At 74.0% G+C, this 26651-nt stretch carries 20 protein-coding genes and 1 pseudogene; 14 read left to right on the top strand and 7 right to left on the bottom strand.

Features of this window, described 5'->3' with window-relative positions:
* Nucleotides 1-30: 30 nt before the first annotated feature.
* Nucleotides 31-2301 carry an FdhF/YdeP family oxidoreductase gene (locus AB0D46_RS19010; protein ID WP_362878760.1) on the bottom strand — a complete coding sequence of 757 codons (2271 nt, stop codon included), beginning with the start codon at nt 2299-2301 and terminating at the stop codon, nt 31-33.
* A 256-nt stretch (nt 2302-2557) separates the two neighbouring features.
* Between AB0D46_RS19010 and polA the strand changes: the two genes are divergently transcribed.
* Nucleotides 2558-5281 carry a DNA polymerase I gene (polA, locus tag AB0D46_RS19005; RefSeq protein WP_362878758.1) on the top strand — a complete coding sequence of 908 codons (2724 nt, stop codon included), beginning with the start codon at nt 2558-2560 and terminating at the stop codon, nt 5279-5281.
* A 76-nt stretch (nt 5282-5357) separates the two neighbouring features.
* Here the strand turns inward: polA and AB0D46_RS19000 are convergent, their stop codons facing one another.
* Nucleotides 5358-6218 carry a DUF4184 family protein gene (locus AB0D46_RS19000; protein WP_362878757.1) on the bottom strand — a complete coding sequence of 287 codons (861 nt, stop codon included), beginning with the start codon at nt 6216-6218 and terminating at the stop codon, nt 5358-5360.
* A 145-nt stretch (nt 6219-6363) separates the two neighbouring features.
* Between AB0D46_RS19000 and AB0D46_RS18995 the strand changes: the two genes are divergently transcribed.
* From AB0D46_RS18995 to AB0D46_RS18980, 4 genes are all read left to right on the top strand, one after another.
* On the top strand, nt 6364-7719 hold the full coding sequence (locus AB0D46_RS18995) for a lytic murein transglycosylase (protein WP_362878755.1): 1356 nt from the start codon (nt 6364-6366) through the stop codon (nt 7717-7719).
* A gap of 279 nt (nt 7720-7998) precedes the next feature.
* A complete protein-coding gene (locus AB0D46_RS18990; protein WP_362878754.1) occupies nt 7999-8478 on the top strand; it encodes a DUF6193 family natural product biosynthesis protein in 480 nt (159 codons plus the stop codon).
* A gap of 147 nt (nt 8479-8625) precedes the next feature.
* Nucleotides 8626-8766: an SPW_0924 family protein gene (locus tag AB0D46_RS18985; RefSeq protein WP_362878752.1), complete on the top strand. Its 141-nt coding sequence runs from the start codon at nt 8626-8628 to the stop codon at nt 8764-8766.
* Nucleotides 8767-8779: 13 nt separating this feature from the next.
* Nucleotides 8780-9790 carry a DUF3068 domain-containing protein gene (locus AB0D46_RS18980; protein ID WP_362878751.1) on the top strand — a complete coding sequence of 337 codons (1011 nt, stop codon included), beginning with the start codon at nt 8780-8782 and terminating at the stop codon, nt 9788-9790.
* Here the strand turns inward: AB0D46_RS18980 and AB0D46_RS18975 are convergent.
* Nucleotides 9780-12446, bottom strand: coding sequence for an ATP-dependent helicase C-terminal domain-containing protein (locus tag AB0D46_RS18975; RefSeq protein ID WP_362878749.1), 2667 nt, complete (start codon nt 12444-12446; stop codon nt 9780-9782). The two genes, AB0D46_RS18980 and AB0D46_RS18975, sit on opposite strands and share 11 nt — an antisense overlap.
* A gap of 4 nt (nt 12447-12450) precedes the next feature.
* Nucleotides 12451-13299 (bottom strand): class I SAM-dependent methyltransferase, encoded by an 849-nt coding sequence (locus AB0D46_RS18970; protein WP_362878747.1) that lies wholly within the window; start codon nt 13297-13299, stop codon nt 12451-12453.
* 350 nt (nt 13300-13649) lie between these two features.
* On the opposite strand from AB0D46_RS18970, the gene rpsA reads away from it, so the two are divergent.
* The 4 genes from rpsA to AB0D46_RS18950 all read left to right on the top strand — a co-directional run bounded on the left by rpsA (nt 13650) and on the right by AB0D46_RS18950 (nt 17547).
* Complete coding sequence (gene rpsA, locus AB0D46_RS18965) at nt 13650-15164, top strand: 30S ribosomal protein S1 (protein WP_362878745.1); 1515 nt, start codon at nt 13650-13652, stop codon at nt 15162-15164.
* 195 nt (nt 15165-15359) lie between these two features.
* Nucleotides 15360-16298: a PAC2 family protein gene (locus AB0D46_RS18960; protein ID WP_362878743.1), complete on the top strand. Its 939-nt coding sequence runs from the start codon at nt 15360-15362 to the stop codon at nt 16296-16298.
* 96 nt (nt 16299-16394) lie between these two features.
* Nucleotides 16395-16997: a dephospho-CoA kinase gene (gene coaE, locus AB0D46_RS18955; RefSeq protein ID WP_362878741.1), complete on the top strand. Its 603-nt coding sequence runs from the start codon at nt 16395-16397 to the stop codon at nt 16995-16997.
* A gap of 211 nt (nt 16998-17208) precedes the next feature.
* A complete protein-coding gene (locus AB0D46_RS18950) occupies nt 17209-17547 on the top strand; it encodes a tetratricopeptide repeat protein (protein WP_362878825.1) in 339 nt (112 codons plus the stop codon).
* 226 nt (nt 17548-17773) lie between these two features.
* On the opposite strand, the gene AB0D46_RS18945 is transcribed toward AB0D46_RS18950, so the two are convergent.
* Together AB0D46_RS18945 and AB0D46_RS18940 are read right to left on the bottom strand one after the other, a co-directional pair.
* Nucleotides 17774-18034, bottom strand: a complete 261-nt coding sequence (locus AB0D46_RS18945) for a DUF6343 family protein (protein WP_362878739.1) — start codon at nt 18032-18034, stop codon at nt 17774-17776.
* Between the two features lie 180 nt (nt 18035-18214).
* Nucleotides 18215-18868 (bottom strand): hypothetical protein, encoded by a 654-nt coding sequence (locus tag AB0D46_RS18940; RefSeq protein WP_362878737.1) that lies wholly within the window; start codon nt 18866-18868, stop codon nt 18215-18217.
* Nucleotides 18869-19003: 135 nt separating this feature from the next.
* Between AB0D46_RS18940 and AB0D46_RS18935 the strand changes: the two are divergent.
* The 4 genes and pseudogenes from AB0D46_RS18935 to AB0D46_RS18920 form a co-directional block, all read left to right on the top strand.
* Nucleotides 19004-19219 (top strand): annotated as a pseudogene (locus AB0D46_RS18935) (helix-turn-helix transcriptional regulator); the annotation flags it as partial.
* A gap of 1164 nt (nt 19220-20383) precedes the next feature.
* Nucleotides 20384-20995 carry a hypothetical protein gene (locus AB0D46_RS18930; protein ID WP_362878833.1) on the top strand — a complete coding sequence of 204 codons (612 nt, stop codon included), beginning with the start codon at nt 20384-20386 and terminating at the stop codon, nt 20993-20995.
* 232 nt (nt 20996-21227) lie between these two features.
* On the top strand, nt 21228-24035 hold the full coding sequence (locus AB0D46_RS18925; protein ID WP_362878735.1) for a DEAD/DEAH box helicase: 2808 nt from the start codon (nt 21228-21230) through the stop codon (nt 24033-24035).
* The gene (locus AB0D46_RS18920; protein WP_362878733.1) at nt 24032-25237 is read left to right on the top strand and encodes an SWIM zinc finger family protein; all 1206 of its coding nucleotides are present in this window, start codon (nt 24032-24034) and stop codon (nt 25235-25237) included. The genes AB0D46_RS18925 and AB0D46_RS18920 overlap by 4 nt, the downstream gene beginning before the upstream one ends.
* On the opposite strand, the gene AB0D46_RS18915 is transcribed toward AB0D46_RS18920, so the two are convergent.
* Entirely contained in the window at nt 25218-25766 is a 549-nt protein-coding gene (locus AB0D46_RS18915) for a hypothetical protein (RefSeq protein ID WP_362878731.1), read from the bottom strand. The two genes, AB0D46_RS18920 and AB0D46_RS18915, sit on opposite strands and share 20 nt — an antisense overlap.
* 128 nt (nt 25767-25894) lie before the next feature.
* Here AB0D46_RS18915 and AB0D46_RS18910 point away from each other — a divergent pair, with 128 nt between their 5' ends.
* Nucleotides 25895-26626, top strand: coding sequence for a chaplin (locus AB0D46_RS18910; RefSeq protein WP_362878729.1), 732 nt, complete (start codon nt 25895-25897; stop codon nt 26624-26626).
* Nucleotides 26627-26651 lie beyond the last annotated feature (25 nt).

Below are 26651 nucleotides of genomic sequence, written 5' to 3'. Positions count from 1 at the left end.
TCGTTAACCACTGTGTCCTGGATCGTTCTATCAGGCCGGTTCGAAGCGCACGACGACGGACTTGCTCGCGGGGGTGTTGCTGGTGTCGGCGGTGGAGTCGAGGGGGACCAGCACGTTGGTCTCGGGGTAGTAGGCGGCGGCGCAGCCGCGGGCGGTGGGGTAGTGCACGACGCGGAAGCCGGGGGCGCGGCGTTCGACGCCGTCCTTCCACTCGCCGACGAGGTCGGTGTACGAGCCGTCGGCGAGGCCGAGCTCGGCGGCGTCCTCGGGGTTGACCAGGACGACGCGGCGGCCGCCGGTGATGCCGCGGTAGCGGTCGTCGAGGCCGTAGATGGTGGTGTTGTACTGGTCGTGGCTGCGCAGGGTCTGGAGCAGGAGGCGGCCCGCCGGCAGGTGGGGGTATTCGACGGGGGCGGCGGTGAAGTTGGCCTTGCCGGTGCGGGTGGGGAAGCGGCGTTCGTCGCGGGGTGCGTGGGGGAGTCGGAAGCCGCCGGGGTGGGCGACGCGGGTGTTGAAGTCCTCGAAGCCGGGGATCACGCGGGCGATCCGGTCGCGGATGGTGGCGTAGTCGGCTTCGAACTCCTCCCACGGGGTGGTGGAGCGCCGGCCGAGGACGGCGCGGGCGAGGCGGGCGACGATGGCGGGTTCGGAGAGCAGCGCGGGTGAGGCGGGGGTGAGGTTGCCGCGGGAGGCGTGGACCATGCCCATGGAGTCCTCGACGGTGACGAACTGCTTGCCGGAGGCCTGGACGTCCTTGTCGGTGCGGCCGAGGGTGGGCAGGATCAGGGCCCGGCGGCCGGTGACGGCGTGGGAGCGGTTGAGTTTCGTGGACACGTGGACGGTCAGGGAGGCGCGGCGGATCGCGGCCTCGGTGACGTGGGTGTCGGGGGTGGCGCCGACGAAGTTGCCGCCCATGGCGAAGAGGACCTTGGCGCGGCCGTCGCGCAGGGCTTCGATGGAGCGGACGACGTCGAAGCCGTGGCCGCGGGGCGAGGTGATGCCGAATTCGCGGTCGAGGGCGTCGAGGAAGGCCGGTGCGGGGCGTTCGAAGATCCCCATGGTGCGGTCGCCCTGGACGTTGGAGTGGCCGCGTACGGGGCAGACGCCGGCGCCGGGGCGGCCGATGTCGCCGCGCAGCAGGAGCAGGTTGACGACTTCGCGGATGGTGGCGACGGAGTGCTTGTGCTGGGTGAGGCCCATGGCCCAGCAGACGATGGTGCGCCGGGAGGCGAGGACCATGGTGAGGGCGCGTTCGATCTCGGGGCGGGTGAGTCCGGTCGCGGTGAGGGTTTCGGCCCAGTCGGTGTTCTTGGCGGCGGCGGCGAACTCCTCGTATCCGTGGGTGTGTTCGCGGATGAAGGTGTCGTCGGTGGCGTCGCCGGCCTCGATGACGAGTTTGTTGAGGAGGCGGAAGAGGGCTTGGTCGCCGCCGATGCGGATCTGCAGGAAAAGGTCGTTGAGGGCGGTGCCCTTGAGCATGCCGATGGGGGTCTGCGGGTTCTTGAAGCGTTCCATGCCGGCTTCGGGCAGCGGGTTCACCGAAATGATCTTCGCGCCGGCGGACTTGGCCTTCTCCAGGGCGGAGAGCATGCGCGGGTGGTTGGTGCCCGGGTTCTGGCCGGCGACGATGATCAGGTCGGCCTGGTGGAGGTCTTCGAGGGAGACGCTGCCCTTGCCGATGCCGATGGTCTCGTTCAGTGCCGAGCCCGAGGACTCGTGGCACATGTTGGAGCAGTCGGGGAGGTTGTTGGTGCCGTACTCGCGGGCGAAGAGCTGGAAGAGGAACGCGGCCTCGTTGCTGGTGCGGCCGGAGGTGTAGAAGAGGGCCTCGTCGGGGGAGCCGAGGGCGTTCAGTTCCTCCGCGATGATCTCGAAGGCCCGGTCCCAGCCGATCGACTCGTAGCGGTCGCCGCCTTCGGGCAGGTACATCGGCTCCGTGATCCGGCCCTGCTGGCCGAGCCAGTAGCCGGAGCGTTCGGCGAGGTCGGCAAGGGGGTGCGCGGCGAAGAAGGCGGGGGTGACCTTGCGCAGGGTCGCTTCCTCGGCGACGGCCTTGGCGCCGTTCTCGCAGAACTCGGCGGTGTGCCGCTCGTCGCCCTCCGGCCAGGCGCAGCCGGGGCAGTCGAAGCCGTCCTTCTGGTTGACCTTGAGAAGGGTGCGGGCGGTGCGGGCGAGGCCCATCTGCGCCTGGGCGACCTTCAGGGTGTGGCCGATCGCCGGCAGGCCCGCCGCGGCGTGCTTCGGCGACGTGACCTGCGGCGCGTCCTGTACCGGGTCACCTGAGGGCGGCTTGGTCGCCATGGCGCTCTCCTTCGAGCGTGCGTACGGGTGCGGTACGGGTGACCGCGTGTTTCGATCCTTTCACGTGTACCGGTGGCGGGGGAGGGCGGTCGGGGGCCGGCCGTGCCGGTGCGGGGTGCGCCGGGGGCGGACGGGTGGGGCGCACGCGCCGGGTGGGGCGGTACGGGCCGAATCCGGCCGGCCCCGGGCGGCCGCGGCGGCCGGAGCGCGATCGTCGGCGCCGGAATTGTCGGCGGGGGCGCCTAGGATCGGGGGCGTGGCAGATTCAGCATCGAAGAAGACCGACCAGCCGTCCGCAGCGGACCGCCCCCGCCTGATGCTCATGGACGGGCACTCCCTGGCGTACCGGGCGTTCTTCGCGCTGCCCGCGGAGAACTTCACGACCGCGACGGGCCAGCCGACCAATGCCATCTACGGCTTCGCGTCGATGCTGGCGAACACGCTGCGCGACGAGGCGCCCACGCACTTCGCGGTGGCGTTCGACGTGTCGCGCAAGACGTGGCGCTCGACGGAGTTCCCCGAGTACAAGGCGAACCGTTCCAAGACCCCCGACGAGTTCAAGGGGCAGGTCGAGCTGATCGGCGAGCTCCTCGACGCGATGAAGGTGCCCCGGTTCGCGGTCGACGGCTTCGAGGCCGACGACGTGATCGCGACGCTGACGACGCAGGCCGAGGCCCTCGGCTTCGACGTCCTGATCGTCACCGGTGACCGCGACTCCTTCCAGTTGGTCTCCGAGCACACGACGGTGCTCTACCCGACCAAGGGCGTCTCCGAACTGACCCGGTTCACGCCGGAGAAGGTCGAGGAGAAGTACGGGCTCACGCCGCAGCAGTACCCGGACTTCGCGGCGCTGCGCGGTGATCCGTCCGACAACCTGCCGGGCATCCCGGGCGTCGGCGAGAAGACCGCCGCCAAGTGGATCACCCAGTTCGGGTCGTTCGCCGAGCTGGTGGAGCGGGCCGAGGAGGTCAAGGGCAAGGCCGGACAGAACTTCCGGGACCACCTGGAGGCCGTCAAGCTCAACCGGGTCCTGACCGAGATGGTCAAGGACGTCGAGCTGGCGAAAACCCCCGCCGACCTGGCCCGCGCCCCCTACGATCGGTCCGCGGTGACCGGCGTGCTCGACGTACTGGAGATCCGCAACGCCTCGCTGCGCGAGCGGCTGCTGGCCGTCGACCCGGGCGCCGCCGAGGACGAGGCGCCGGCCCCGACGGCGGCGGCCGTGGAACTGGACGGCTCCGTGCTGGGCACCGGCGAGCTGGCGCCGTGGCTGGAGAGCCACGGGGAAGGCCCGCTGGGCGTGTCCACCGTCGACAGCTGGGCGCTGGGCCAGGGCAACGTCAGCGAGATCGGGCTGGCCGCGGCCGGCGGGGCGGCCGCCTGGTTCGAGCCGGCAGAGCTGGACGAGGCCGACGAGAAGGCCTTCGCCGCTTGGGCGGCCGACGCGAAGAAGCCCAAGGTCGTGCACAACGCCAAGGGCCTCATGCGGGTCTTCCCCGAGCACGGCTGGACGCTGGCCGGGGTCACCATGGACACCGCGCTGGCCGCCTACCTGGTCAAGCCGGGCCGGCGGTCCTTCGCCCTGGACGTGCTGTCCAACGAGTACCTGCACCGCGAGCTGGCGCCCGCCGCCGCCGACGGGCAGCTGGCCTTCGGCGCCGACGAGACGGCCGAGGCGGACGCCCTGATGGGACAGGCCCGCGCCGTCCTCGACCTCGGTGACGCCCTCACGGTCAAACTCGACGAGGTCGGGGCGACGGAACTGCTCCACGACATGGAGCTGCCCACCTCCGAGCTGCTGGCCCGGCTGGAACGGGCCGGCATCGCCGCCGACCGCGACCACCTGGAAGGCATGGAGCAGCAGTTCGCCGGCGCCGTGCAGCAGGCGGTGAAGGAGGCGCACGCGGCGGTCGGCCACGAGTTCAACCTCGGGTCGCCCAAGCAGCTCCAGGAAGTGTTCTTCGGCGAACTTGACCTGCCGAAGACGAAGAAGACGAAGACCGGCTACACCACGGACGCGGACGCGCTGGCCTGGCTCGCCGGCCAGACCGACCACGAACTCCCGGTGATCATGCTCCGGCACCGGGAGCAGGCCAAGCTCCGCGTCACCGTCGAGGGCCTGGTCAAGTCGATCGCCGCCGACGGCCGGGTCCACACCAGCTTCAGCCAGACCGTCGCCGCGACCGGCCGCCTGTCCTCCACCGACCCGAACCTGCAGAACGTGCCGGTGCGCACCGACGAGGGCCGGGCCATCCGCCGCGGCTTCGTCGTCGGCGAGGGCTACGAGTCGCTGATGACGGCCGACTACAGCCAGATCGAACTGCGCGTCATGGCCCACCTCTCCGAGGACGCGGGCCTCATCGAGGCGTTCGCCACCGGCGAGGACCTGCACACCACCGTCGCCTCCCAGGTGTTCGGCGTCGAGCGCTCCCAGGTCGACGCGGAGATGCGCCGCAAGATCAAGGCCATGTCGTACGGCCTGGCGTACGGGCTGTCGGCGTTCGGTCTCGCCCAGCAGCTGAACATCGAGCCCGCCGAGGCGCGCGGCCTGATGGACACCTTCTTCGAGCGGTTCGGCGGGGTCCGCGAGTACCTTCAGCGCGTGGTGGACGAGGCCCGCGCCACCGGGTACACGGCGACCGTGTTCGGGCGCCGCCGCTACCTGCCCGACCTCAACAGCGACAACCGCCAGCGCCGCGAGGCCGCCGAGCGGATGGCGCTGAACGCCCCGATCCAGGGCACCGCCGCCGACATCGTCAAGGTCGCGATGCTCCGCGTCGACAAGGCCATCCGCGAGGCGGGCCTCACCTCGCGGATGCTGCTCCAGGTCCACGACGAAATCGTCCTGGAGATCGCCCCCGGCGAGGCGGAGCGGGTCGAGGAACTGCTGCGCCGCGAGATGGGCGCCGCCGTGGAACTGCGGGCCCCGCTGGACGTGTCCGTGGGCGTCGGCGGCGACTGGGAGTCCGCCGCGCACTGACCCGCGTACGACCTCGGAAGAACGCCCGCCCCCTCGCGACGAAGCGAGGGGACGGGCGTTCGTCCGTACGGTGCGGCTACCGGGCGCCGACGGGGGTGCGCGCCTCGGGGTCCGGCCGGCGGTCGCCGTCGCGGCGGTGGCGGTGGCGCAGACGGAACAGGACCCCGTACAGCAGCAGGGCCACGACGAGGCCGCCGCCGGCCCCGAAACAGACGGTCGGAATGATGTCCAGCGGGCTGTCGATCCGGTCGAAGAACGTGTACCAGCGGATCACCCGCGTCGTGACCCCCACCGTCACGCACACGGCGAACAGCGCGACCGCGCCCCAGAACTCCACGCGCCCCAGCACCGGCACCGACGCCGGAGCGGGCCCGTCCGGCAGCCGTCGCAGGGCGGTCGCCGTGAACCAGCACAAGACGCCGGCGGCGAGCGCGGAAGTGCCGTACTGGACCCAGGAGTACAGCGGCAGCCCGAACGCGAACGGCTCGCCCAGCACCGGCAACGCGTTCGTGCCCCAGCGGTCCGGGTGCGTGAAGCTGTCCCACCCGACATGCGTCAAGGAACCAACCACCGCCGAGAGGTAGAACCACAGGGCGAGCGAGGACGGCCGCCGGCCCCGCCAGTGCTCGCCGCGCACGAAGGCGTGGACGCGGCCCTGCAGGCGCCGGGGCAACAACGCGACCAGCGGCTCGCGCAGCAACAACCAGCCGGCGGCGAGGACGACGGTCAGCACGGCGTCCACGGTGACGATGCCCGCCAGGGAGTGCGTGAAGGAGCCGTAGGCCATCGCGCCCTCGACGAACGAGTCCAGGAAGAAGAAGACATCCGGCGCGAACGACCCCAGCACCAACGCCGAAGCCACCAGGGGCCCCCGGGCCCGCCCGGTCCGGCGCACGGCCGGAAGTACGGCAGCCGCGTGGCTGAGAGTGAACGGCACGGCGCTTCTCCTCGGTCCGGATGTCGGGACAGTATGCGTGACCTGCGCAGGACGTGGGGATGTCGTGAAATCCGAGCCGCGGTGCGTGCCCCCTGAAGGGAGCTGTCGTAGGGTCACGCGGACGTCTAGGGGAGGGGTCCGGCTCATGTCGGCTCGAATAATCGGACGCAAGCTGCGCAGGGGCGGTTTCGCCGCGGCGATCTCGGCGCTGGTCGTGGCCGCGGTCACCGCCTCACAGGGCCCCGGCGCCGGCAGCGCCGGCCGGATGGCCGCCGCGGGCGAGGACAGCGCACGACCCGCCCCGACCGCCGCCGGATCCGGCGGGGACTCCACCTGGTTCACCGAACTGCCGCCCCTGCTCAGCCCCGCACCGCCCGCCGTCGTCCTCCCCGTGGACGGAGCGACCCCGGCCGCCGCACCGACCCCGGAGCCCGTTCCGGCGGTGGTGCCCGCCGCGGCCGACGGCCCGCGCACCGAACCGGCGGTCGCTCCGGAGAGCGCCAAGGGCATACCGGCGAGCGTGTTCGCCGCCTACCGGCGGGCCGAGCAGAAGGTCGGCGAAACCGACCCCGGGTGCGGGCTGCGCTGGCAACTCCTCGCCGCCATCGGCAAGGTCGAGTCCGGACAGGCGGGCGGCGGCCGCGTCGACGCCGCGGGAACCACGCTGCGCCCGATCCTGGGCCCCGTCCTCGACGGCAACGGCTTCGCGAACATCTCCGACACCGACGGCGGCGCCCACGACGGCGACTCCCGCTACGACCGGGCCGTCGGCCCCATGCAGTTCATCCCCTCCACCTGGGCGTCCTGGGGCCAGGACGCCGACGGCGACGGCCGGCGCAACCCGAACAACATCCACGACGCGGCGCTGGCCGCCGGCCGCTACCTGTGCGCCGGTACCCGCGACCTGCGCACCCCGGGCGACCTGGACCGGGCCGTGCTCTCCTACAACCGGTCCACCGAGTACCTGCTGACGGTGCGGTCCTGGTACGCGTACTACCTCGCCGGCGCGCACGAGATCCCGGACGGCACGGGCCCCGCCGCAGGCACGGGCGGCGGTACGGGAACAGGAACGGGCGGGGGTGCGGGTGCGGGTGGCGGCGCGGGCGCCGGAAGCGGTCCGGGAACCCCGGCGGGACAGCCGGGCCCGAAGCCGACGCCGGGGCCGGTGACACCCCCGCCGCCGAAGCCGACCCCGACGCCTACGCCCACTCCCAAGCCGACGCCTACGCCTACGCCTACGCCGACCCCGACGCCTACGCCCACTCCCAAGCCGACGCCTACGCCGACGCCGACACCCACCCCGACGCCGACACCTACCCCCACGCCGACGCCCACCCCGACGCCGACGCCCACCCCGACTCCGACCCCAACGCCCACCCCCACCCCCAAGCCCACCCCGAGTTCCACCCCCAGTGCCCGCCCCAGCACTCCCGCCCCGAGCCCCACGACCTCGGGGAAGCCGGCCCCCGCGCCGGCGGCAAGCCCGAGCAGCGCCCCGTAGGCCCGGCAAGGGCAGAGGTACGGGCGACGTCACCGGGGCCGCAGCCGCCCCGGCGTCGCCGCCCGCGCCGCGAACGCCGGTGTGCACGAGCGGAGTTGGCGGACCACCGGGGCGCCGGCCCCCGCCCCGCCCCTGACGGCGCCGCACCGGGGAGGCGAGCCGGGCCTCCCCGACGTCGCGCCGGCGCCCCGCCCGCCCCGCGGGGTTCGTTCCCGGTGGCGGATATTCGCCTGCCCACCACCCCTGGTCAGGGCCGGTGACCGCCGCCACACTGGCGCGATGAACGACAACGTTGACGCCCCCGCGGCCGAAAGACGCCCCCTGCCCCGGCCCGTCCTCCCCGACCCGGCCGCCGCGCGCCAGCGCGGACCGGCGGAGTTCGTCGAGGTCAGTTGGCAACGGCTGCTGCTGAGCTGGCGGGCGGTGCGCGATCACCAGTTGGAGTCCCGGCCCGACCGGCCGTACCCGCCGATCGTCCCGCTCCTGGAGGCCGCGTACGCCGAACCGCGGCTGCGGCAGCTGTATCCCTTCACCAGCGACCACAGCCTGAACCTCAGCAGCTGCACCCGGTTCCCTTACGTCGTGCGGGTGCCGGCCGTGGACCCGCTGCCCGACGGGCGGTTCCGGGTTCGACTCGCCCGGAGCGGCGCCGTGTTCGGTTGGGCCGACACCGCCGAGGAAGCCGTGGCGCTCGTCACCGCGCACATCCCGCCCGGGCTCGGCCCGGCGGTGACCCGCGCCGAGGACGTCGACGAGTGACGGAGGGGGCCGCGGCTCCCGCTCCGGCGCGGACCGCGGCCGCTCACCGTGCCCGCCGCGATCCCCGCACGAGACGGTTCTCATCTCGCCCCCGCGTTGCTACGGTGCCCCATCTCTGACGCCCTATCAGATTTCGGAGGCCCCGGCATGCGTGCTCTCGTCGCCGCCGCCATCGGGCTGGCAGCCGCGCTCGCCCTCGTCCTCGCCCTCACCGCGGCCGGGGCGCCGGGGGGCACCACCTCGCCCAAGCCGCTGCTCACCACCGCGCCCCCCGCGCCCGGAAAGTAGAGGAGGCCCGGCCATGCGACGCAGAGCGAGCCTCGTCCTGCTTGCCCTCGCCGTGTTCTGCGCGGCCCTCGCACCCCTGCTGCGTTGGTACGCGTACCCGCGGCTCGCGAAGATCCCGCCGAACCAGTACCAGGAGATGGTCCTGGAGGCGAAGGACGCGACCCTGATCGACTACAACGACGGCATGAAGCCCAAGAAGGTCGACAAGGTCACCATCGTGCAGACCCTCAAGGGCAACGTGGAGGCCTCCGAGGAGATCGAGGCCGACGCCGGCAAGGACGTCGTCGTCTGGGACACGCTGTCCTACATCATCGGCCCGGACGGGAAGATGGTGTCCCAAATCCCCGAGCGCTACATCTTCGACGCCCATACCCAGGACCCGGTCCACGCCACCGGCGAGATGGTCGACGGCGACCCGGTCAAGCGCGAGGGCATCGAGTTCAAGTGGCCCTTCTTCACCGAGCCCCGCGACTACCTCTACTTCGACGCGCAGACCCGCACCTCCTCGCCCATCCACTACGTCGGGCCGCGCACCTACCGGGGCATGGAGGTCTACTACTTCGAGCAGACCGTCCCGTGGACCAAGGTCCCCATGCCGAAGAAGATGCCCATCGAGGGCATCGACCCGGCCACCATCGAGCAGACCACCGGCACCAGCCTCTGGTACACGGCCAAGGCGATGTTCTGGGTCGACCCGGTCACCGGCGCACCCGTCAACGCCGAACAGGTCATCCAGCAGGAGATGCGCGGCGGCATCGCGGCGAGCGGCCCCGACGGCAAACTGACCGCCTTCGCCGGACACGTCAAAATGCGCCCGGACTACGCCCAGCACACCCTCGACCTCGTCAAGTCGAACCGTACGAAGGTCCTCGCGCTGCACACCTGGGCGCCCGGCGGACTCGCCCTCGGGGCCCTCGGCCTGCTCGCCCTCTCCCTCTGGCTGGAGGCCCGGAGCCGCCGCGAACGGACGGCCCCCGACCCGCGCCCCCGGGAGGCGGCCGACGCCCGAGGGGTCAGCGCCTGAGCCGGGCGTTGGTGTGGCGGGTGGGCTCGGCGGTCGCCGGGTCCTCCGGCCACGGGTGCTTCGGATAGCGCCCGCGCAGCTCGGCCCGCACCGCCCGGTAGCCGCCCCGCCAGAAGGAGGCGAGGTCGGCGGTCACCGCCGCGGGCCGGCCGGCCGGCGACAGCAGGTGGACGAGGACGGGAACCCCCGCCACCCGGGGCGTCTCGGCCAGCCCGAACAGCTCCTGGAGCTTGACCGCCAGCACGGGCTGCTCGCCGCCGTAGTCGACCCGGATCCGCGAACCGCTCGGCACCTGGAGCCGCTCCGGAGCCAGCTCGTCCAGCCGAGCCGCCTCACCACCGGCCCACGGCAACAGCCGGTTCAGGGCCTGCCCGGCGTCGATCCGCCCCAGGTCGGCCCGCCGGCGCGCCCGGGACAACTCCGGCTCCAGCCACTCGTCGGCCCGCGCCAGCAGGGCGGCGTCGTCGGCCACGTCGGGCCAACCGCCGCCCAGCGTGCGGTGCAGGAAACCCAGCCGGGCCCGCAACGCCCTCGCGTCCTCGGACCAGCGCAGCAGCCCGAGCCCCTCCGCGGCCAGCCCGTCCAGCAGGGCGGCCCGCACGAGGGCCGGACCGGGAGCGCGCAGCGGGCGCACCGTGAGCTCGATCGCGCCGAGCCGCTCGACGGAACGGGCGACGAGGTCACCGGCCTCCCAGCGCACCTCGTCACCGGCGCCCAGCAGGTGCCCGCAGGCGACGCGGGCCGTCTCCTCGTCGACGACGGCGGCGAGCCGCACCCGGGCCGACGTGGCGTGCGCGGCCCGGTCGGCGACCGCCACCGCCAGCCAGGGCGCGCTGCGCAGCGCCGATCCGTCCCCCACTTCGGCACCCGTTCCGGAAGCCATCAGGAAGGCCCCGTCCCCCTTGGCGCGGGCCACCCGTTCGGGGAAGGCCAGGGCGGCCACCAGCCCGGCGGCCCCGTCGTCGGGGAGGGCGCGGGCATCGGGGAGGGCACGGGCATCAGGGAGGGCGCGGGCATCGGGGAGGGCACGGGCATCGGGGAGGGCGCGGGCATCGGGAAGAGCGCCCGTGCCGCCCCCGCCCCCGCCGGCGGCCCGGTCGCGTCCGGGCCCCGACGCGGCCGCGCGCCCGGCCCCGCGTCCGGGGCCGCCGTCCGGGGTGCCCACCGCGCGCTCCAAGCGGCGGCATTCCGCGCGCCAGCGCGCCGCGTACCCGTCGCCGCCGCGCCGGGCCGTCCGCCAGGCGGCGGCCAGGTCGTCCCCGTACTCCCGCGGCGGCTCCTCGCTCAGCAGCGCCACCAGCTCCGCCGCCCGACGGGCCCCCAGCGCGGCCGCACCGTCCAGCAGGGCGCGCGCCAGCCGCGGGTGCAGCCCCAGCCGGGACATCCGCAGCCCGCGCGCGGCCGGCCGGCCGGCGTCGTCCACCGCGCCGACGGCGAGCAGCACCTCCCGCGCCGCGGCCATGGCGCCGGCCGGCGGCGGGTCCAGCAGCGCCAGCCCGGACGCGTCCGGGTCGCCCCAGCAGGCGGCCTGCAGCGCGAACTGCGCCAGGTCCGCGATCCGGATCTCGGGGGAGGGGAACGCCGGCAGCCGCGGGTCCTCGGCCTGCTCCCAGCACCGGTACACCGTGCCCGGCGCCTCCCGCCCGGCCCGGCCCGCCCGCTGCCGGCCCGACGCGCGGGAGGCCCGTACGGTCGTCAGCGCGCCCAGGCCCCGCGCGTGGTCCACCCGGGGCTCGCGCGCCAGCCCCGAGTCCACGACCACCCGGACACCGGGCACGGTCAGGCTCGACTCCGCGACCGCCGTCGACAGGATCACCCGGCGGTGGTCCGCCGCGGTCAGCGCCGCGTCCTGCACGGCCGCCGGTGCCCGACCGTGAACCTGGAGCACCTCCGCGTCCACCCCGCCCAGCTGCCCCGCGACCCGGGCGATCTCGCCCACGCCAGGCAGGAAGCACAACACGTCGCCGGAACGTTCCGCCAACGCCCGCCGCACCACCGACGCCACGTGCGTCAGCTGCGCCGGATCCACCCGCATCCCGTGCGGCGGCCGCACCGGCCGCGCCGGCGGCGCCCACACCGTCTCCACCGGGTACGCGACGCCGGCGGCCTCCACCACCGGCGCGTCCCCCAGCAGCCGCGCCCAGCCCGCCGCGTCCGTCGTCGCCGACGCCGCGACCAGGCGCAGCTCCGGGCGCAGGGTCGCACGTACGTCGAGCAGGAACGCGGCGACGGTGTCGGCGTCCAGGTGTCGTTCGTGGCACTCGTCCAGGACCACCACGTCCGTGCCGGTCAGTTCCTGGTCCCGCTGGAGGCGCTGGAGCAGCACGCCCGTGGTCACCACCTCCACCACGGTCCCGGGGCCCACGACCCGCTCACCGCGCACGGTGAAGCCGACCGCGCCGCCCGGCTCCTCGCCCAGCAGCCAGGCCATCCGCCGGGCCGCCGCCCGGGCCGCGATCCGGCGGGGCTCGGCCACCACGACCCGGCGCCGCGGACCGCCGCCCACCAGCCCGGCCAGTACCAACGGCACCAGCGTGGTCTTGCCGGTGCCGGGCGGGGCGCACAGCACGGCCGCGCCGTGGGCGTCCAGCGCGGAGACGAGGGCGGGCACGGCCTCCCGTACGGGCAGGGCGTCGAGGTCGGCCTGGCGGATCAAGGGGTCAGTCCCTCTCGCACACGAAGATCGCGGTCCCCGGGATCAGGTTGCCGCGCAGCGGGGACCAACCGCCCCACTCCTGCGCGTTCCATTCCGGCCATTGCGGCTCGACGAGGTCCACGAGTCGGAACCCGCCGGCCACCACGTCCCGGACCCGGTCCCCGATCGTGCGGTGGTGCTCGACGTAGACGGCGTTGCCGTCCTCGTCCTGTTCCACGTACGGGGTCCGGTCGAAGTAGGACGCCGCGACGGTCAGCCCCTCGGGGCCGGGCTCGTCGGGGAACGCCCAGCGGACGGGATGGGTGACGGAGAAGACCCAGCGGCCGCCCGGGCGCAGCACGCGGCGGACCTCGCGCATCACGTTCACCGGGTCGGCGACGAAGGGGACGGCGCCGTAGGCGGAACAGGCCAGGTCGAACGAGCCGTCGCGGAAGGGCAGCCGCCCGGCGTCCGCCTCGACGAGCCGGACCGCCGGCAGATCGGAGCCGCCGATGCGCAGGGCGTGCTGGAGCTGGCGGTGCGAGAGGTCCAGGGCCACCGGGCGGGCTCCCCGGGCGGCCAGCCAGCGGGAGCACTGGGCGGCGCCGGCGCCGATCTCCAGGACGTCCTTGTCCTTGAGGGAGTCGGCCGGGCCGAGCAGCGCGGCCTCCGCCTCGTCCAGTCCCTCGGGTCCCCAGACGAAGCGGTCGTCGCCGAGGAACGCGCCGTGCTCGCTCTGGTACTCGTCGGCGTTGCGGTCCCACCAGCCACGGTTCGCGCGGCTGCTCTCCGCGTCCCCGGCGTCACGCCGGGTCGCAGGCGCGTCGTCCTCGGCGTCTTCGGGGGCCGGCTTGTCGTAGGACTCTTGGTTCATGGGGCCCGTCGTCGTAGTCTGCGGATGGCTCGGGAAATCCATGTGGATTGCCCATCGGGGCTGCTGCGCCCACGAATTGTGCCGGTTGTGCGGTGATCTGCCCGGGGTGTGCGCCTTCGCGCATTGACCCTGTCCAGCTGCCCCCGTATGCTACAAGTTGCGCTGCGAGCCTGTGCTCCTCAGACCTAGCAGGCTGCGCTTGTATTTGTTGAGGTCCCCTCGGTTCTCGAGGCCCCTCCGCATCTGCGGAACGGGGTCTCCTTGGCTGTCCGACTTCGGCAGATGCCGATAAGGGCTCCCGGCGTGGCAGTACCTACGACTTTCTGTCCGTAACCGGAGCCCTTTCCCACATGACGAGCAGCACCGAGACCACCGCCACCACTCCGCAGGTTGCGGTCAACGACATCGGCGACGCGGACGCGTTCCTCGCGGCGATCGACGCGACGATCAAGTACTTCAACGACGGAGACATCGTTGAGGGCGTCATCGTCAAGGTTGACCGGGACGAGGTTCTCCTCGACATCGGTTACAAGACCGAAGGCGTCATCCCGAGCCGCGAGCTGTCGATCAAGCACGACGTCGACCCGAACGAGGTCGTCAAGGTCGGCGACGAGATCGAGGCCCTGGTTCTCCAGAAGGAGGACAAGGAAGGCCGCCTGATCCTCTCGAAGAAGCGCGCTCAGTACGAGCGTGCCTGGGGCACCATCGAGAAGATCAAGGAAGAAGACGGCATCGTCACCGGTACCGTCATCGAGGTCGTCAAGGGTGGTCTCATCCTCGACATCGGCCTCCGCGGCTTCCTGCCGGCCTCTCTCGTCGAGATGCGTCGCGTCCGCGACCTCCAGCCCTACGTGGGCAAGGAGCTCGAGGCGAAGATCATCGAGCTGGACAAGAACCGCAACAACGTGGTCCTGTCCCGCCGCGCCTGGCTCGAGCAGACCCAGTCCGAGGTTCGCCAGACGTTCCTCACCACCCTGCAGAAGGGTCAGGTCCGCTCCGGCGTCGTCTCCTCGATCGTCAACTTCGGTGCCTTCGTGGACCTGGGCGGCGTCGACGGTCTCGTGCACGTCTCCGAGCTGTCCTGGAAGCACATCGACCACCCGTCCGAGGTTGTCGAGGTCGGCCAGGAAGTCACCGTCGAGGTCCTCGACGTCGACATGGACCGCGAGCGCGTCTCCCTGTCGCTGAAGGCGACGCAGGAAGACCCGTGGCAGCAGTTCGCCCGGACGCACCAGATCGGTCAGGTCGTCCCGGGTAAGGTCACCAAGCTGGTTCCGTTCGGCGCGTTCGTCCGCGTGGACGAGGGCATCGAGGGTCTGGTCCACATCTCCGAGCTGGCCGAGCGCCACGTGGAGATCCCGGAGCAGGTCGTCCAGGTCAACGACGAGATCTTCGTCAAGGTCATCGACATCGACCTTGAGCGTCGCCGGATCTCGCTGTCGCTGAAGCAGGCCAACGAGTCCTTCGGTGCCGACCCGGCGTCGGTCGAGTTCGACCCGACCCTGTACGGCATGGCCGCGTCCTACGACGACCAGGGCAACTACATCTACCCCGAGGGCTTCGACCCCGAGACCAACGACTGGCTCGAGGGCTTCGACACCCAGCGCGAGACGTGGGAGCGCCAGTACGCCGAGGCGCAGGTTCGCTTCGAGCAGCACCAGGCGCAGGTCATCAAGAGCCGCGAGGCCGACGAGGCCGCTGCCGCCGAGGGCCCTGCCGCCCCGGCCGCCGGTGGCAACACCGGTGGCGGCGCCAGCCTCTCCGGTGGTTCGTACTCCTCGGAGTCGGACGAGACCTCGGGCGCCCTGGCGTCCGACGAGGCCCTGGCCGCGCTCCGCGAGAAGCTGGCCGGCGGCCAGAGCTGATCGCAGCGCGCATCACACTCAGGTGTGAGCTGAGCTGAGCCCAACGGCGAGGCCCGTCCCCTTCGGGGGGCGGGCCTTTCCGCGTTCCCGGCCCGCCGCCCCGCGTCGCGATCCCGTGAAAGACGTCAACTGGGGAATGCGGACGCCCCCTTGGACGTTGGGGGCAGAGAACGCGCCGAGGGAGGAATGGTGACAGTGCTTGATCCACAGGGTTTGTACGAATGGGACGCCAAGGGCCTGGCGGTGGCCGACCTGGCGCTGGCCCAGGACTCGGCCGGACTGGTCATGCTCTACCACTTCGAGGGGTACATCGACGCCGGCGAGGCCGGTGAGCAGATCGTCGAACGGCTCCTGGAAACCCTGCCGCACCAGGTCGTGGCCCGCTTCGACGCGGACCGCCTCGTGGACTACCGGGCCCGCCGGCCGCTGCTGACGTTCCAGCGCGATCACTGGACGGAGTTCGAGGAACCCCGCCTGGAGGTCCGCCTCGTACAGGACGCCACGGGCGCGCCCTTCCTGCTGTTCTCCGGCCCGGAGCCGGACGTGGAGTGGGAGCGTTTCGCCGTCGCCGTCCGCCAGATCATCGAGCGGCTCGGGGTCCGGCTCTCCGTCAACTTCCACGGGATCCCGATGGGCGTGCCGCACACCCGGCCCGTCGGCATCACCCCGCACGGCAACCGGACGGACCTGATGCCCGGCCACCGCAGCCCCTTCGACGAGGCGCAGGTACCCGGCAGCGCCGAATCGCTCGTCGAGTTCCGCCTCGGCGAGTCCGGGCACGACGTCCTCGGCGTCGCCGCGCACGTCCCGCACTACGTCGCCCGCTCCCCGTACCCCGACGCGGCGCTGACCGCGTTGGAGGCGATCACCGCGGCGACCGGGCTCGTGCTGCCCGCCGTCGCGCACGCGCTGCGGACCGAGGCGCACCGTACGCAGACCGAGATCGATCGGCAGATCCGCGAGGGCGACGAGGAACTCGTCACCCTGGTCCAGGGTCTGGAGCACCAGTACGACGCGGCCGCCGGAGCCGAGACCCGCGGCAACATGATCGCCGAGCCGGCCGAGATCCCCTCGGCCGACGAGATCGGTCGCGACTTCGAACGGTTCCTGGCGGAACGCGAGGGAGAGCTGTAGCCGCGTCGCGTACGGGCCGGGGACGGCCCGGGGTCGGGCGGCGGCGGGGCCGGGGGCCCTGGCCGCCGGCTCCCGGCGGGGCCTAGGCTGCCGACCATGCTGAAAGTGGGCCTGACAGGCGGAATCGGTGCCGGCAAGAGCGAGGTCTCGCGGTTGCTGGCGGGGTACGGGGCGGTCGTCGTGGACGCCGACCGGATCGCGCGGGAGGTCGTGGAGCCCGGTACGCCGGGCCTCGCGGCCGTGGTGGAGGCCTTCGGGAGGTCCGTCCTCACCCCGGACGGCGCACTCGACCGGCCCGCGCTCGGAGCGATCGTGTTCGCCGACCCGGACAAGCTCCGCACCCTGAACGCGATCGTGCACCCGCTGGTCGGGGCCCGTTCCGCCGAACTGGAGGGCGCGGCCGGGCCCGACGCGATCGTCGTCCACGACGTACCGCTGCTCACGGAGAACGGCCTCGCGTCCCTGTACGACCTGGTCGTGGTCGTGGACGCCTCCCCGGAAACCCAGCTGGCCCGGCTGACGGCCCGGCGCGGAATGACCGAGGACGACGCCCGGGCCCGGATGGCGGCCCAGGCCACCCGGGAGCAGCGGCTGGCGGTGGCGACCCTGGTCATCGACAACGACGGGCCGCTGGAGGCGCTGGAGCCCCAGGTACGGGCCGTGTGGGACCGGCTCCGGCAGAAGGCCGTCGGGGCCTGAGGCGCACCGGGAGAGCGGGGCGCCCCGCGCCGGCGCGGAACGGCGCGCTCGGCGGGGCGCGTTGAACACGTCCGTAGAGGGAAGGAAAGACACCGTGTCCGATACCACGCCCCCGCCCCCGCAACAGCCCTCCGAGCCGTCCGGGCACTCCGGGAGGTCCGGGCGGTCCGGTTCGAGGTCGTCCGGGTCCGCGAGTCCCGAGACGCACGTCATCGACTTCCGGGCCGCCGAGCAGCTGCTGGCCGCCCGTGACCCGCGCGGCGCGGTCAAGCTCCTCGACTCCGTCATAGCCGCCCACCCCGAGAACACCGCCGCCCGGCTGCTGCGCGCCCGCGCCTTCTTCGCGGCGGCGCAGCTGCGTCCCGCCGAGCTGGAGTTCGAGCTGGTGCTGGAGCGGGAGCCGGACAACGCCTTCGCCCATTACGCCCTCGCCCGTACCCATGAACGCTCCGGGCACCGCGAGCAGGCCCGCCGCCACTTCCGGCTGGCGGCCGCTCTGGACCCTCAGCCCGAGTACCTGGCGGCGGCCCGGTTCGACGACAACCCGTAGGCGGGGGAGGGGGAAGCTCGGCGTTCCGTCGCAGGAACGGGGCCCGCCCGGCCCGCGCGGTGGCGGAGGGAATCGGGTTCCTCGGCGCTTCGCCGCCGCGTCGGCGGGGGCCGGGGACGGTTCGCGGCGGGACGCCGGACGGACCGGGACCCGGGGACGGGCCGGGACCCGGGGTGCGCCGAGCCGGCGGGGGCGCCGGGCCCCGGCCGGGTCGGGGCGCTCTGGGCTACCGGGCGTGCGGAGGCTCGTACGGGGGGACGTCACGGCCCGGCTGGTAGTGCGGGCCCTGGCGGATGTGCCGGGTCACGACCACCAGGTCCACCGCCGCCAGCAGGGCGACGACGCCGCAGGCGGCCGCCCAACCGGGCCGGCCGCCCAGCGAGAACGCGATCGTCCCCGCCGCGGCCCAGAGCAGCCCCCACAGGCTCAGCCAGAACCGCAGCCGCAGTGGGCTACGGGCGGTCACCGGCTCGTTTCCGGAACGCATGCGCACCGCCTCGTCCCGCGTCGCTCGACTCGGCCCGGATCGTTGTCCGGATCGCCCGCCCCGCCCGGTCCAGGAAGTGCCGGTCGGGCGGACCCTTGGTTCCATGGTCCCACTCGGGGCGCGGGCGCGGGCGCGGGGGCGGGGCGGGCGCGGGGGCGGGGCGGGCGGGGCGAGCCGGGGCTACGGGTTGAGCTTGTTGACGGCCGTGGTGGTCGTCTTCTTGAAGGCGGGGACGGGGGCGTCCGTCAGGCGTCCCATCTGCCCCCAGTTCACGACGGTCACCGTGGCACCGTCGCGTCCGATGCCGAAGAGGTGCACGCCCGGCTCGGACTCCGGGATGGAGGCGTGGACCCCGTAGACGTGCGCGCCCTCCTCGACAGCGATCTTCCCGTAGTCCTGCCAGGAGGCCGTCCCACCCGGGGTCGCGCGCAGCCAGTCCGCGGCGCAGGCCGCGACCTTGCGCTCCAGTGTGGTCACGAGCTTGGCGGCGGCGGCGTTCGAGGCGGTCCGTACGGAGATCTGCGCGGCGCCGGTGTCGAGGTCGGTGCCGAAGGTGCGGTGCCAGCTGCCGGCCGCCGGCAGGACGCCGTCCAGGCAGAACGGCACGGTCTCCGGCAGCCCCTTGGTGACCTTCCCCGCGAACCAGGGGGAGGAGGGGTGCGGCGGCAGGTCGGTGCCGTTGAGGAAGCCGGGCGCGGTCGCGGCGGCGGTCGCGGTCGTCGAGGTGGTCAGGAGCAGGGCGGCGGCGGCCGCGAGGACGGCGGTGGCCAGGGCGGAGCGTCGGAACACGATGTTCTCCCCGTACGAGGTGCGGTTGAAGGTGGACTGCGTCAACAGCCTTCCCCCGCCGGGGGCGGCAGGCCAGGGAACGCGCCGGATCCGGGACACTGGAACGGCCGTACACGCCGTCACCTGGGGGAACACCCTCTGGGTGGAACGGAGTCACGGGACGGGGCGGGGGGAAGTGCTGTGGGCGAGGCGGGACGACCGGCGCAGGGGCCGACCGAGACGGAGGCGTTCGCGCGGCTGATGCGGGAGCTGAAGGAACGCGCGGGACTGAGCTACGGGCTGCTGGCCCGACGGCTGCACACGAGTACGTCGACCCTGCACCGCTACTGCAACGGTGAGGCGGTACCGGCCGAGTTCGCGGCGGTGGACCGCTTCGCGCGGGCCTGCGGGGCGACGGGCCCGGAGGCCCTGTCCCTCCACCGCGCATGGCTCCTGGCGGACGCCCGCCGCCGTGCGCCGGGTGCGGCGAGTGCGGCGGGTCCGGTGGAGCCGCAGGCTCCGGGGGCGCCCGGGGCGGCGGGGGCGGTGGCGGCGTCCGGGTTGGTACCCGGGCCGGTTCGGGAGGCGGCGCCCGGAGCACCGCTCGGCTCGTCCCCGGCGGCACCCGCAACGGCCGGTCGGGGCCGGGCGGTGGCGGCGGAGGCAGTGGCGTCCGACCGGGTATCGGAGGTGCTGCCCGAGGCGGTCCCGGCCCCGCTTCCCGAAACACCGCCCCGGGCGGCGCCGCTCACCGCACAGATGGGGGAGGACGCACGAGGGCCCCAGGTGGCATCCACCCCGGCACCGAACCGAGCAGCCGCGCCGACGGCTACGGGGGTTGCCGTTCCCGACCGGGGGACAGCTGTGGGGGCAGCCCGAGGGGCGGCTTCAGGGGCAGCCCGGGACGTCGTTCCTCCGTCCCTTCCCTCATCCGGGTCCGAGCCTGGGTCCGGAGCCGGGTCCGTTCCCGCACCTGGGCCCGGGGCCGAGGCCGGGTCCGCACCGACGCCCGCACCTGGGCCCGGCTCCGAATCCGGCTCCCGGTCCGAGCCTGCGACCGAGCCCGGGGGCACCCTGCGCGCGAGCGCGCCGGCCCCCGTGCCCGTGCCCGTTTCGGGGTCCGGGTCCGCGCCTGGGTCCGGACCCGCGTCCGTGCCCCTGCCCGGATCCGTGTCCTCGGTGGCCTCCGTTTCGGTGGCCGGTGCCGGCGCCGGTGCCGCTGTCGCTGTCGTGCCCGGAGGCGTGGGGTGGCGTGGGTGGTGTCGGCGGCGGGGTGTGGTGGTGGTCGCCGGGGTGGCGGCGGTGGGGGTCGTGGCGGGGGTGTTGGTGGTCGCCGGGCCGGAGCGGCGGCCCTCGGCTCGGGTGCCGGTGGGGGGCGCGGTCGCCGGGGCGCCGGTGCCTTCGGGGACGGGGGTGGGCGGGGTGTCGGCCGGTCCCTCCGCGTCGGTGTCGGTCCCGCCGGTCGGCTCGCCGTCGACCCCCGGTTCGGCATCCGCGTCCGCGTCGGCATCCGGGTCCGGTTCGGCGTCGACCGGCGCCGCTGCGCCCGCGCCGCCGTCGCCCACCGCACCCGTACCGGCCGTGGCGCCGCTCAGGGCGGCCGTTCGGTCCCACGTGTGGGCGGCGGGCTGCGAGCACGCCTACCTCTCGGAGCGGGGGCCGACCGAGGTGCCGCCGCCCCCGCTGGAGCCCGACGCGCCCGCCTGGGCGCAGGCGCAACGGGCGGTGCACGCCGGGAGCCAGACCGTGGTGGTCACCCTGCACGGGACGGGGGAGGGGGCCGTGGTCCTGCAGGACCTCCAGGTCCGGGTCACCGCGCGGCGCTCCCCGCCCGCGTGGAACGTCTACCAGATGTCCCAGGGCTGCGGCGGCGCCCTGACCCCGGCCGGGTTCGCCGTCAACCTGGACGCGCCGCGGCCGCAGGCGCGGCCCGTCACGGGCAACGACGGCGGGGACCGGATCCCGGCACCGGTGTTCCCGATGCAGGTGTCGGCGGCGCAACCGGCCGTGCTGCGGGTGGTGGCCGCCGCCACGGGCTGCGACTGCGACTGGTACCTCGAACTCCGCTGGAGCGGCCCCGCCGGCTCCGGCACGCTCCGCCTCGACGACAACGGCCGGCCCTGGCGGACGAGCGCCACCGCGGGCCGGCCCGAGTACGGCTTCGCGAGCGAGCTGGGCCGCTGGGCGAAGTAGCCCGGAAACCTCGGGGTCGGGCTCTTCGTCGCAGGTCAGCGCCATTGTCGGTGGGCGCGCCTAGACTCGACGGCAGTGGATCCGCCATGACCGGGCGGAGCCGGGCGAGCAGGACGGGAAGGGGGACGACGCCGTGGTGCCGCACCCGCGAACGCAGCCGCAGACGCGAACGCAATCGCAATCGCAGACGCGCACCCAAGCGCAAGGCCGACCGCAGCCGCAGCCGCAGTCGGTGGCGTCGTTGCTCCGGTGCGCCGCCGTGTTCCTCCCGGCCGCCGTGCCCCGTGAGGGGCGGGTCGCCTTCTGGAGCCCGACCGGGGACCCGCTGCCCGAAGCCGGGAGCCCGCTTGCGCTCCAGGTGGTCCGGCCGCACGGTGACGGGGTCCGCACTCGTACCGTTCCCGCCGTCGCGCTGTCCGTCACCGAGGCCCTCGCCGTTCTCGTCCACGCGCCGCGCGGCGCCGGCGCCGCCGCCTCGCCCGCGGCCCGGGCCTGGGGCACCGCCGCCGCCCAGGCGCTGTCCCTGGTGGCGCGGGGCCGCCTGCTGCCCGGTGTCACCCCCGAGGGCATCGACGCCTGGCGGGCCGGGCCGCTCGACGCGCAGGACGTGGGGCACCTGCGCGCCGTCGCCGCCGCCCTGCCCTACGAGGGGTACGCCACCCCGCTCGCGGGCCGCCGCCCGCTGACGCTGCCCGAACCGGAGGCCCTGGTACGGGCCTTCCTCGACGCCGTCGCCGACACGCTGCCCCGGACCCCGGCCGCGCCCTTCGCCGCCGGCCGGCCGTTCGCCGCGCGGGAGCCGCAACGGGTGCCGGGGATACAGGAGTGGGCCGCGCAGGTCGCCGCCGGCGCCGACGCCGGGGTGGGCATCTCGCTACGGCTCGACCTGTCGTCGTTCCGCCTGTTCGACGAGGCGGAGCCGCAGGACGTGCGCCGGGCGGGCGCCGCCGTCGTCCAGGTCCACAGCCTCGCCGATCCGACCCTGGTGACCGATGCCGGCCTGCTGTGGGCCGGAGCGTCCGCCGCCGCGTTCGGGCCGCGCGCCCGGATCGACGCCGTGCTCGCGCTGCGCCGCGCCGCCCGGATCTGGCCGCCGCTGCTGCGCCTGCTCGACCAGCCGGTGCCGGACGCCCTCGCGCTCTCGGACCCGGAGTTGGAGGACCTGCTGGGCGCCGTCGCGCCCCGGCTCGCGGCGGCCGGAGTGCTGGTCCACTGGCCGCGCGAGTTGGCTCGTACGCTGTCGGCGACCGCCGTCGTCCGGTCCACGGCGCCGGGTTCCGCCACCGACGGCACCGCCTTCTTCGACGCGGCGGGGCTGTTCGCCTTCTCCTGGGAGCTGGCGCTGGGCGGCGACCGGCTCACGCCGGGCGAGATGGACGCCCTGGCCCAGGCGCACCGGCCGGTGGTGCGGCTGCGCGACCAGTGGGTGCGGGTCGATCCGGCGCTGGTGCGCAAGGCCCGCAAGCGCGAGCTGGGGCTGCTGGACCCGGTGGACGCGCTGGCCACGGTCCTGAGCGGGACGGCCGAGGTCGACGGGGAGCCGGTACCCGCTGTTCCGGTGGGCGCGCTGGCCGCGCTGCGGGACCGGCTGACCGGGGACCTGCCCCCGATCGCACCGCCCGCCGCTCTGAAGGCGACCCTGCGGGACTACCAGCTGCGGGGGCTGGCCTGGCTGGACCTGATGACCTCGCTCGGTCTCGGCGGATGCCTCGCCGATGACATGGGCTTGGGCAAGACGGTCACCCTCATCGCCCTGCACCTGCACCGGGACCGTCCCGAGCCCACCCTCGTCGTCTGCCCGGCCTCGTTGCTGGGCAACTGGCAGCGCGAGATCGAGCGGTTCGCGCCGGGCACGCCCGTACGCCGCTTCCACGGTGGCAGCCGCACCCTCGACGGCGTCGACGGCGGCTTCGTCCTCACCACGTACGCCACCATGCGCGCGGGCGCCGCCCGGCTCTCCGGGCAGAGCTGGGGCATGGTCGTCGCCGACGAGGCACAGCACGTGAAGAACCCGCATTCGGCGACGGCGAAGGCCCTGCGGACGATTCCGGCGCCGGCCCGCGTCGCGCTCACCGGGACCCCGGTGGAGAACAACCTGTCCGAGTTGTGGGCCCTGCTCGACTGGACGACCCCGGGGCTGCTCGGCCCCCTGACCGCCTTCCGTGCCCGGCACGCCCGGCCGGTCGAGCACCAGCAGGAGGAGGACGGCGGCAACGAGGCGGCGGTGGCCCGGCTGGCCGCGCTGGTGCGGCCGTTCCTGCTGCGGCGCAAGAAGTCCGACCCGGGGATCGCGCCGGAGCTGCCGCCGAAGACGGAGACCGACCATCCGGTGTCCCTGACCCGCGAGCAGGCGTCCCTCTACCAGGCGGCGGTGGAGGAGGCGATGGCCGTGATCGAGGCGAGCGAGGGCATCGAACGGCGCGGCATGATCATGAAGTTGTTGGCCTCGCTCAAGCAGATCTGCAACCACCCCGCCCAGTACCTGAAGGAGGAGCCGCCCCGGATCCCGCACCGGTCGGGCAAACTCGCCTTGTTGGACGAGCTGTTGGACACGATCCTCGCCGAGGGCGGCGCGGTGCTGGTGTTCACCCAGTACGTGACGATGGGCCGGCTCATCGAGCGGCACCTCGCGGCCCGGGGCATCTCCCACCAGTTCCTGCACGGCGGGACGCCCGTCCCGCGCCGCGAGGAACTCGTCGACCGGTTCCAGTCCGGGGAGGTACCCGTCTTCCTGCTGTCGCTGAAGGCGGCCGGTACCGGCCTGAACCTGACCCGCGCCGGGCACGTCGTGCACTTCGACCGCTGGTGGAACCCGGCCGTCGAGGAACAGGCCACCGACCGCGCCTACCGCATCGGCCAGACCCAACCCGTCCAGGTGCACCGGATCATCGCCGAGGGCACCGTCGAGGACCGCATCGCCGAACTCCTCGAAGCCAAACGAGCCCTCGCCGACGCCGTCCTCGGCTCCGGCGAATCCGCCCTGACCGAACTGACCGACCGCGAACTGGCCGACCTGGTCTCGCTGCGGAGGCCCGCATGATCACCGCACGGGACGACCGGCGCCGCACCTTCGAGACCGTGCCGGCCGGGGTGGAGGCCGCGACTTGGTGGGGGCAGGCCTGGGTCGCCGCCCTGGAGGCCCGCGCCCACGACGCGGCCCGGCTCGCGCGCGGTCGTACGTACGCGACCGAGGGTCACGTCGAGGCGGTCACCGTCACCCCCGGCCGGATCGTCGCCTACGTCCGGGGCAGCAGGGCCCGCCCGTACCGCACCGAACTGTCGCTGGCCGCCTTCGCGGACGCTGACTGGGCGCGGCTCCTGGAGGCGGTGGCGGCGGATCCGGCCGCCCTCGCGGCCCTGCTGGAACGGGAAGTTCCGCAATCGCTCGCGGAGAGCATCCTGCCCGGGGCCGGCGAGCTCGTACCGCGCTGCTCCTGCCCCGACACGGCCCGGCCGCCCTGCAAGCACGCCGCGGCCCTCTGCTACCGGGCGGCCCGGCTCCTCGACCAGGACCCGTTCGTCCTGCTCCTGCTGCGCGGCCGGGGCGAGCGGGAGCTCCTCGACGAGCTGGCCCGTCGAAACGCCGCCCATGCCGCCCGCGAACAGCCCGACACTGCCCCGGACTTCCCCGGGGTGCCCGCCCGCGCGGCGGTGGCCCGTACCGTCCTGCCCCCGCTGCCCGCCCCGCTCGCGCCGCCCGCGACCGTCGGCCTGCCGCCCGCCTACCCGGCGGACCCCGGCGCCCCGGACCCGCTGGCCCTGGACCAACTCGCCACCGACGCCGCCGCCCGCGCCCTCGCGCTGCTCACCACGGGTACCGACCCGACGGGGCGGCTCACCCTGTGGCAGGACGCCGTCCGGTTGGCCTCGGCCCACCACACCGCGGGGCTCACCGGTCCGGCCCGGCGGCTCTACCGCGACCTCGCGCGGGCCACCGGCCGCTCCACCACCGAACTCGCCCGGGCCGCCGCGGCCTGGCGGCAGGGCGGCCTGCCCGCGCTCACCGTCCTCGACGAGCCCTGGGACCCGCCGGCCGGCCCCTTCGACCGGGCCCGCCCGGCGCTCATCGCCGCCGGACTGGGCGCCTTCCGGCCCGAACGCAACCGCCTCACCGACCGCAGCCGTCAGCTCCGCCTCAGCCGCGAGGGCCTCTGGTACGCCTACGAGTCCCGTGTCGACGACGAGGACTGGTGGCCGACCGCCGCGCCCTCCGCGGACCCGGTCACGGCGCTGTCCCGCTGAGCCCACCCGCCCACCGGGTCAACGCGGCGAAGTCCCGCGCCCGCAACCCGTGTCGGGGCAGCACCTTCAGGAGCAGCGCCGGAGCCGGGTGGTGTTCCGCGACCCAGGCCCGGTCCCGCGACGTGATCATGTCGTCGACCCAGGCGAAGGGGCGGCCCGCCGCCCACTCGGTGAGCGCCCGCGTCTTCCAGGACAGCCCCTCGGGGTCCCGGGCGAACATCGCGGGCCATTCGACGACCCGCAGGTCGCTCGGCAGACCGACGTGCGGGGAGATCATGGTGTTGGCCTGGTGGGTCCAGGCAGTGGCCCAGACGATCTCGAACGGCAGGCCCAACAGGTGCGCCCCGTGGGACGGGTGGAGCCGGACCCGGGCCCCGCGCCGGGCGGCACGCGAATCGGGGTCGCGGTAGGAGAGCCAGACGTCCGGTCGCATCCGATGGCTCGTGTACCCGCGCAGCGAGGCGAAGGGGGAGCGGAAGGGATTGAGGGGGCCGTCCACGTCGAGCAGGAGCAGCGGTCGTTCCGTCATGAAGTAGGCACTACCCAGTACACGATGGAGTGAAATGCCTACCGCCTCTATAACCCGAATGGGTTTACGGCGTTGTTCACCGGTGTGGGGGCAATGCCCCTCAATCCCTCCGGAAGACAGGAAATCTGATGCGTCACAGTCGTCGGAACGGCTTGATCGCGGCGATGGTCGCGAGCGGTGGACTGGCGGTCGCGGGGGTGGGCGGTCTGGCCCACGCCGATGCGGAAGCGGGCGGGAGCGCCGAGCGTTCGCCCGGAATCCTGTCGGGAAACCTGGTGCAACTGCCCGTGCACACCCCGGTCAACGTGTGCGGGAACACGGTGAGCGTCATCGGCGTCCTCAACTCCGCCGCCGGCAACCGCTGTACGAATGCCTCACCCGGGGGCGGGAATCCCGGGTCGCGGTCCGCCGGCCCGTCGGACCGGGCAGCCACCACCGGTTCCGGGGCGGCCAACGGCGGCGGAGCGGTGGCCCGGGGCGGCTCGAAGGATTCCCCCGGAATCCTGTCGGGCAACGGCATCCAGCTCCCCGTCGAGCTCCCGCTCAACCTCAGCGGCAACTCGGTGAACGTGGTCGGGATCGGCAACAGCTCCCACGGCAACACCTCGGTCAACGGGCAGACCCCCACCGGGGGCAAGCCGCCGCAGCCGGTCGCGCCCGTCACCCCGGTCACGCCCGTCACCCCGCCCGTCGCGCCGAGGCCGGTGACGCCGCCCGCCCCGCCCGCCCCGCCCGCGCCGCCGCGCCACGTCTCGGCGCTCGCCCACACCGGCTCCGACGGCCTCGGCTACCTGCTGCCGGCCGGCGGCGGGCTCCTCCTGGGCGGCGCACTGCTCTACCGCCGCTTCCGCTTCCACTAGAGCGCCCGTACGGATCCTGCCGGCC

The sequence above is a fragment of the Streptomyces sp. NPDC048383 genome (assembly GCF_040651775.1).
Classification (GTDB): domain Bacteria; phylum Actinomycetota; class Actinomycetes; order Streptomycetales; family Streptomycetaceae; genus Streptomyces.
The sequence above is the reverse complement of the archived record's forward strand: the minus strand, read 5'-3'. Positions and strand labels throughout refer to the sequence as shown.

What these genes read in the sequence shown, in the direction of transcription:
- AB0D46_RS18970 (WP_362878747.1), bottom strand. Translation starts at nt 13,299, where the DNA reads ATGAACCAAGAGTCCTACGACAAGCCGGCCCCCGAAGACGCCGAGGAC.
- AB0D46_RS18920 (WP_362878733.1), top strand. Translation starts at nt 24,032, where the DNA reads ATGATCACCGCACGGGACGACCGGCGCCGCACCTTCGAGACCGTGCCG.
- AB0D46_RS18985 (WP_362878752.1), top strand. Translation starts at nt 8,626, where the DNA reads ATGCGTGCTCTCGTCGCCGCCGCCATCGGGCTGGCAGCCGCGCTCGCC.
- AB0D46_RS18910 (WP_362878729.1), top strand. Translation starts at nt 25,895, where the DNA reads ATGCGTCACAGTCGTCGGAACGGCTTGATCGCGGCGATGGTCGCGAGC.
- AB0D46_RS19010 (WP_362878760.1), bottom strand. Translation starts at nt 2,301, where the DNA reads ATGGCGACCAAGCCGCCCTCAGGTGACCCGGTACAGGACGCGCCGCAG.
- AB0D46_RS18980 (WP_362878751.1), top strand. Translation starts at nt 8,780, where the DNA reads ATGCGACGCAGAGCGAGCCTCGTCCTGCTTGCCCTCGCCGTGTTCTGC.
- coaE (WP_362878741.1), top strand. Translation starts at nt 16,395, where the DNA reads ATGCTGAAAGTGGGCCTGACAGGCGGAATCGGTGCCGGCAAGAGCGAG.
- AB0D46_RS18990 (WP_362878754.1), top strand. Translation starts at nt 7,999, where the DNA reads ATGAACGACAACGTTGACGCCCCCGCGGCCGAAAGACGCCCCCTGCCC.
- AB0D46_RS18945 (WP_362878739.1), bottom strand. Translation starts at nt 18,034, where the DNA reads ATGCGTTCCGGAAACGAGCCGGTGACCGCCCGTAGCCCACTGCGGCTG.
- rpsA (WP_362878745.1), top strand. Translation starts at nt 13,650, where the DNA reads ATGACGAGCAGCACCGAGACCACCGCCACCACTCCGCAGGTTGCGGTC.
- AB0D46_RS18995 (WP_362878755.1), top strand. Translation starts at nt 6,364, where the DNA reads ATGTCGGCTCGAATAATCGGACGCAAGCTGCGCAGGGGCGGTTTCGCC.
- AB0D46_RS18915 (WP_362878731.1), bottom strand. Translation starts at nt 25,766, where the DNA reads ATGACGGAACGACCGCTGCTCCTGCTCGACGTGGACGGCCCCCTCAAT.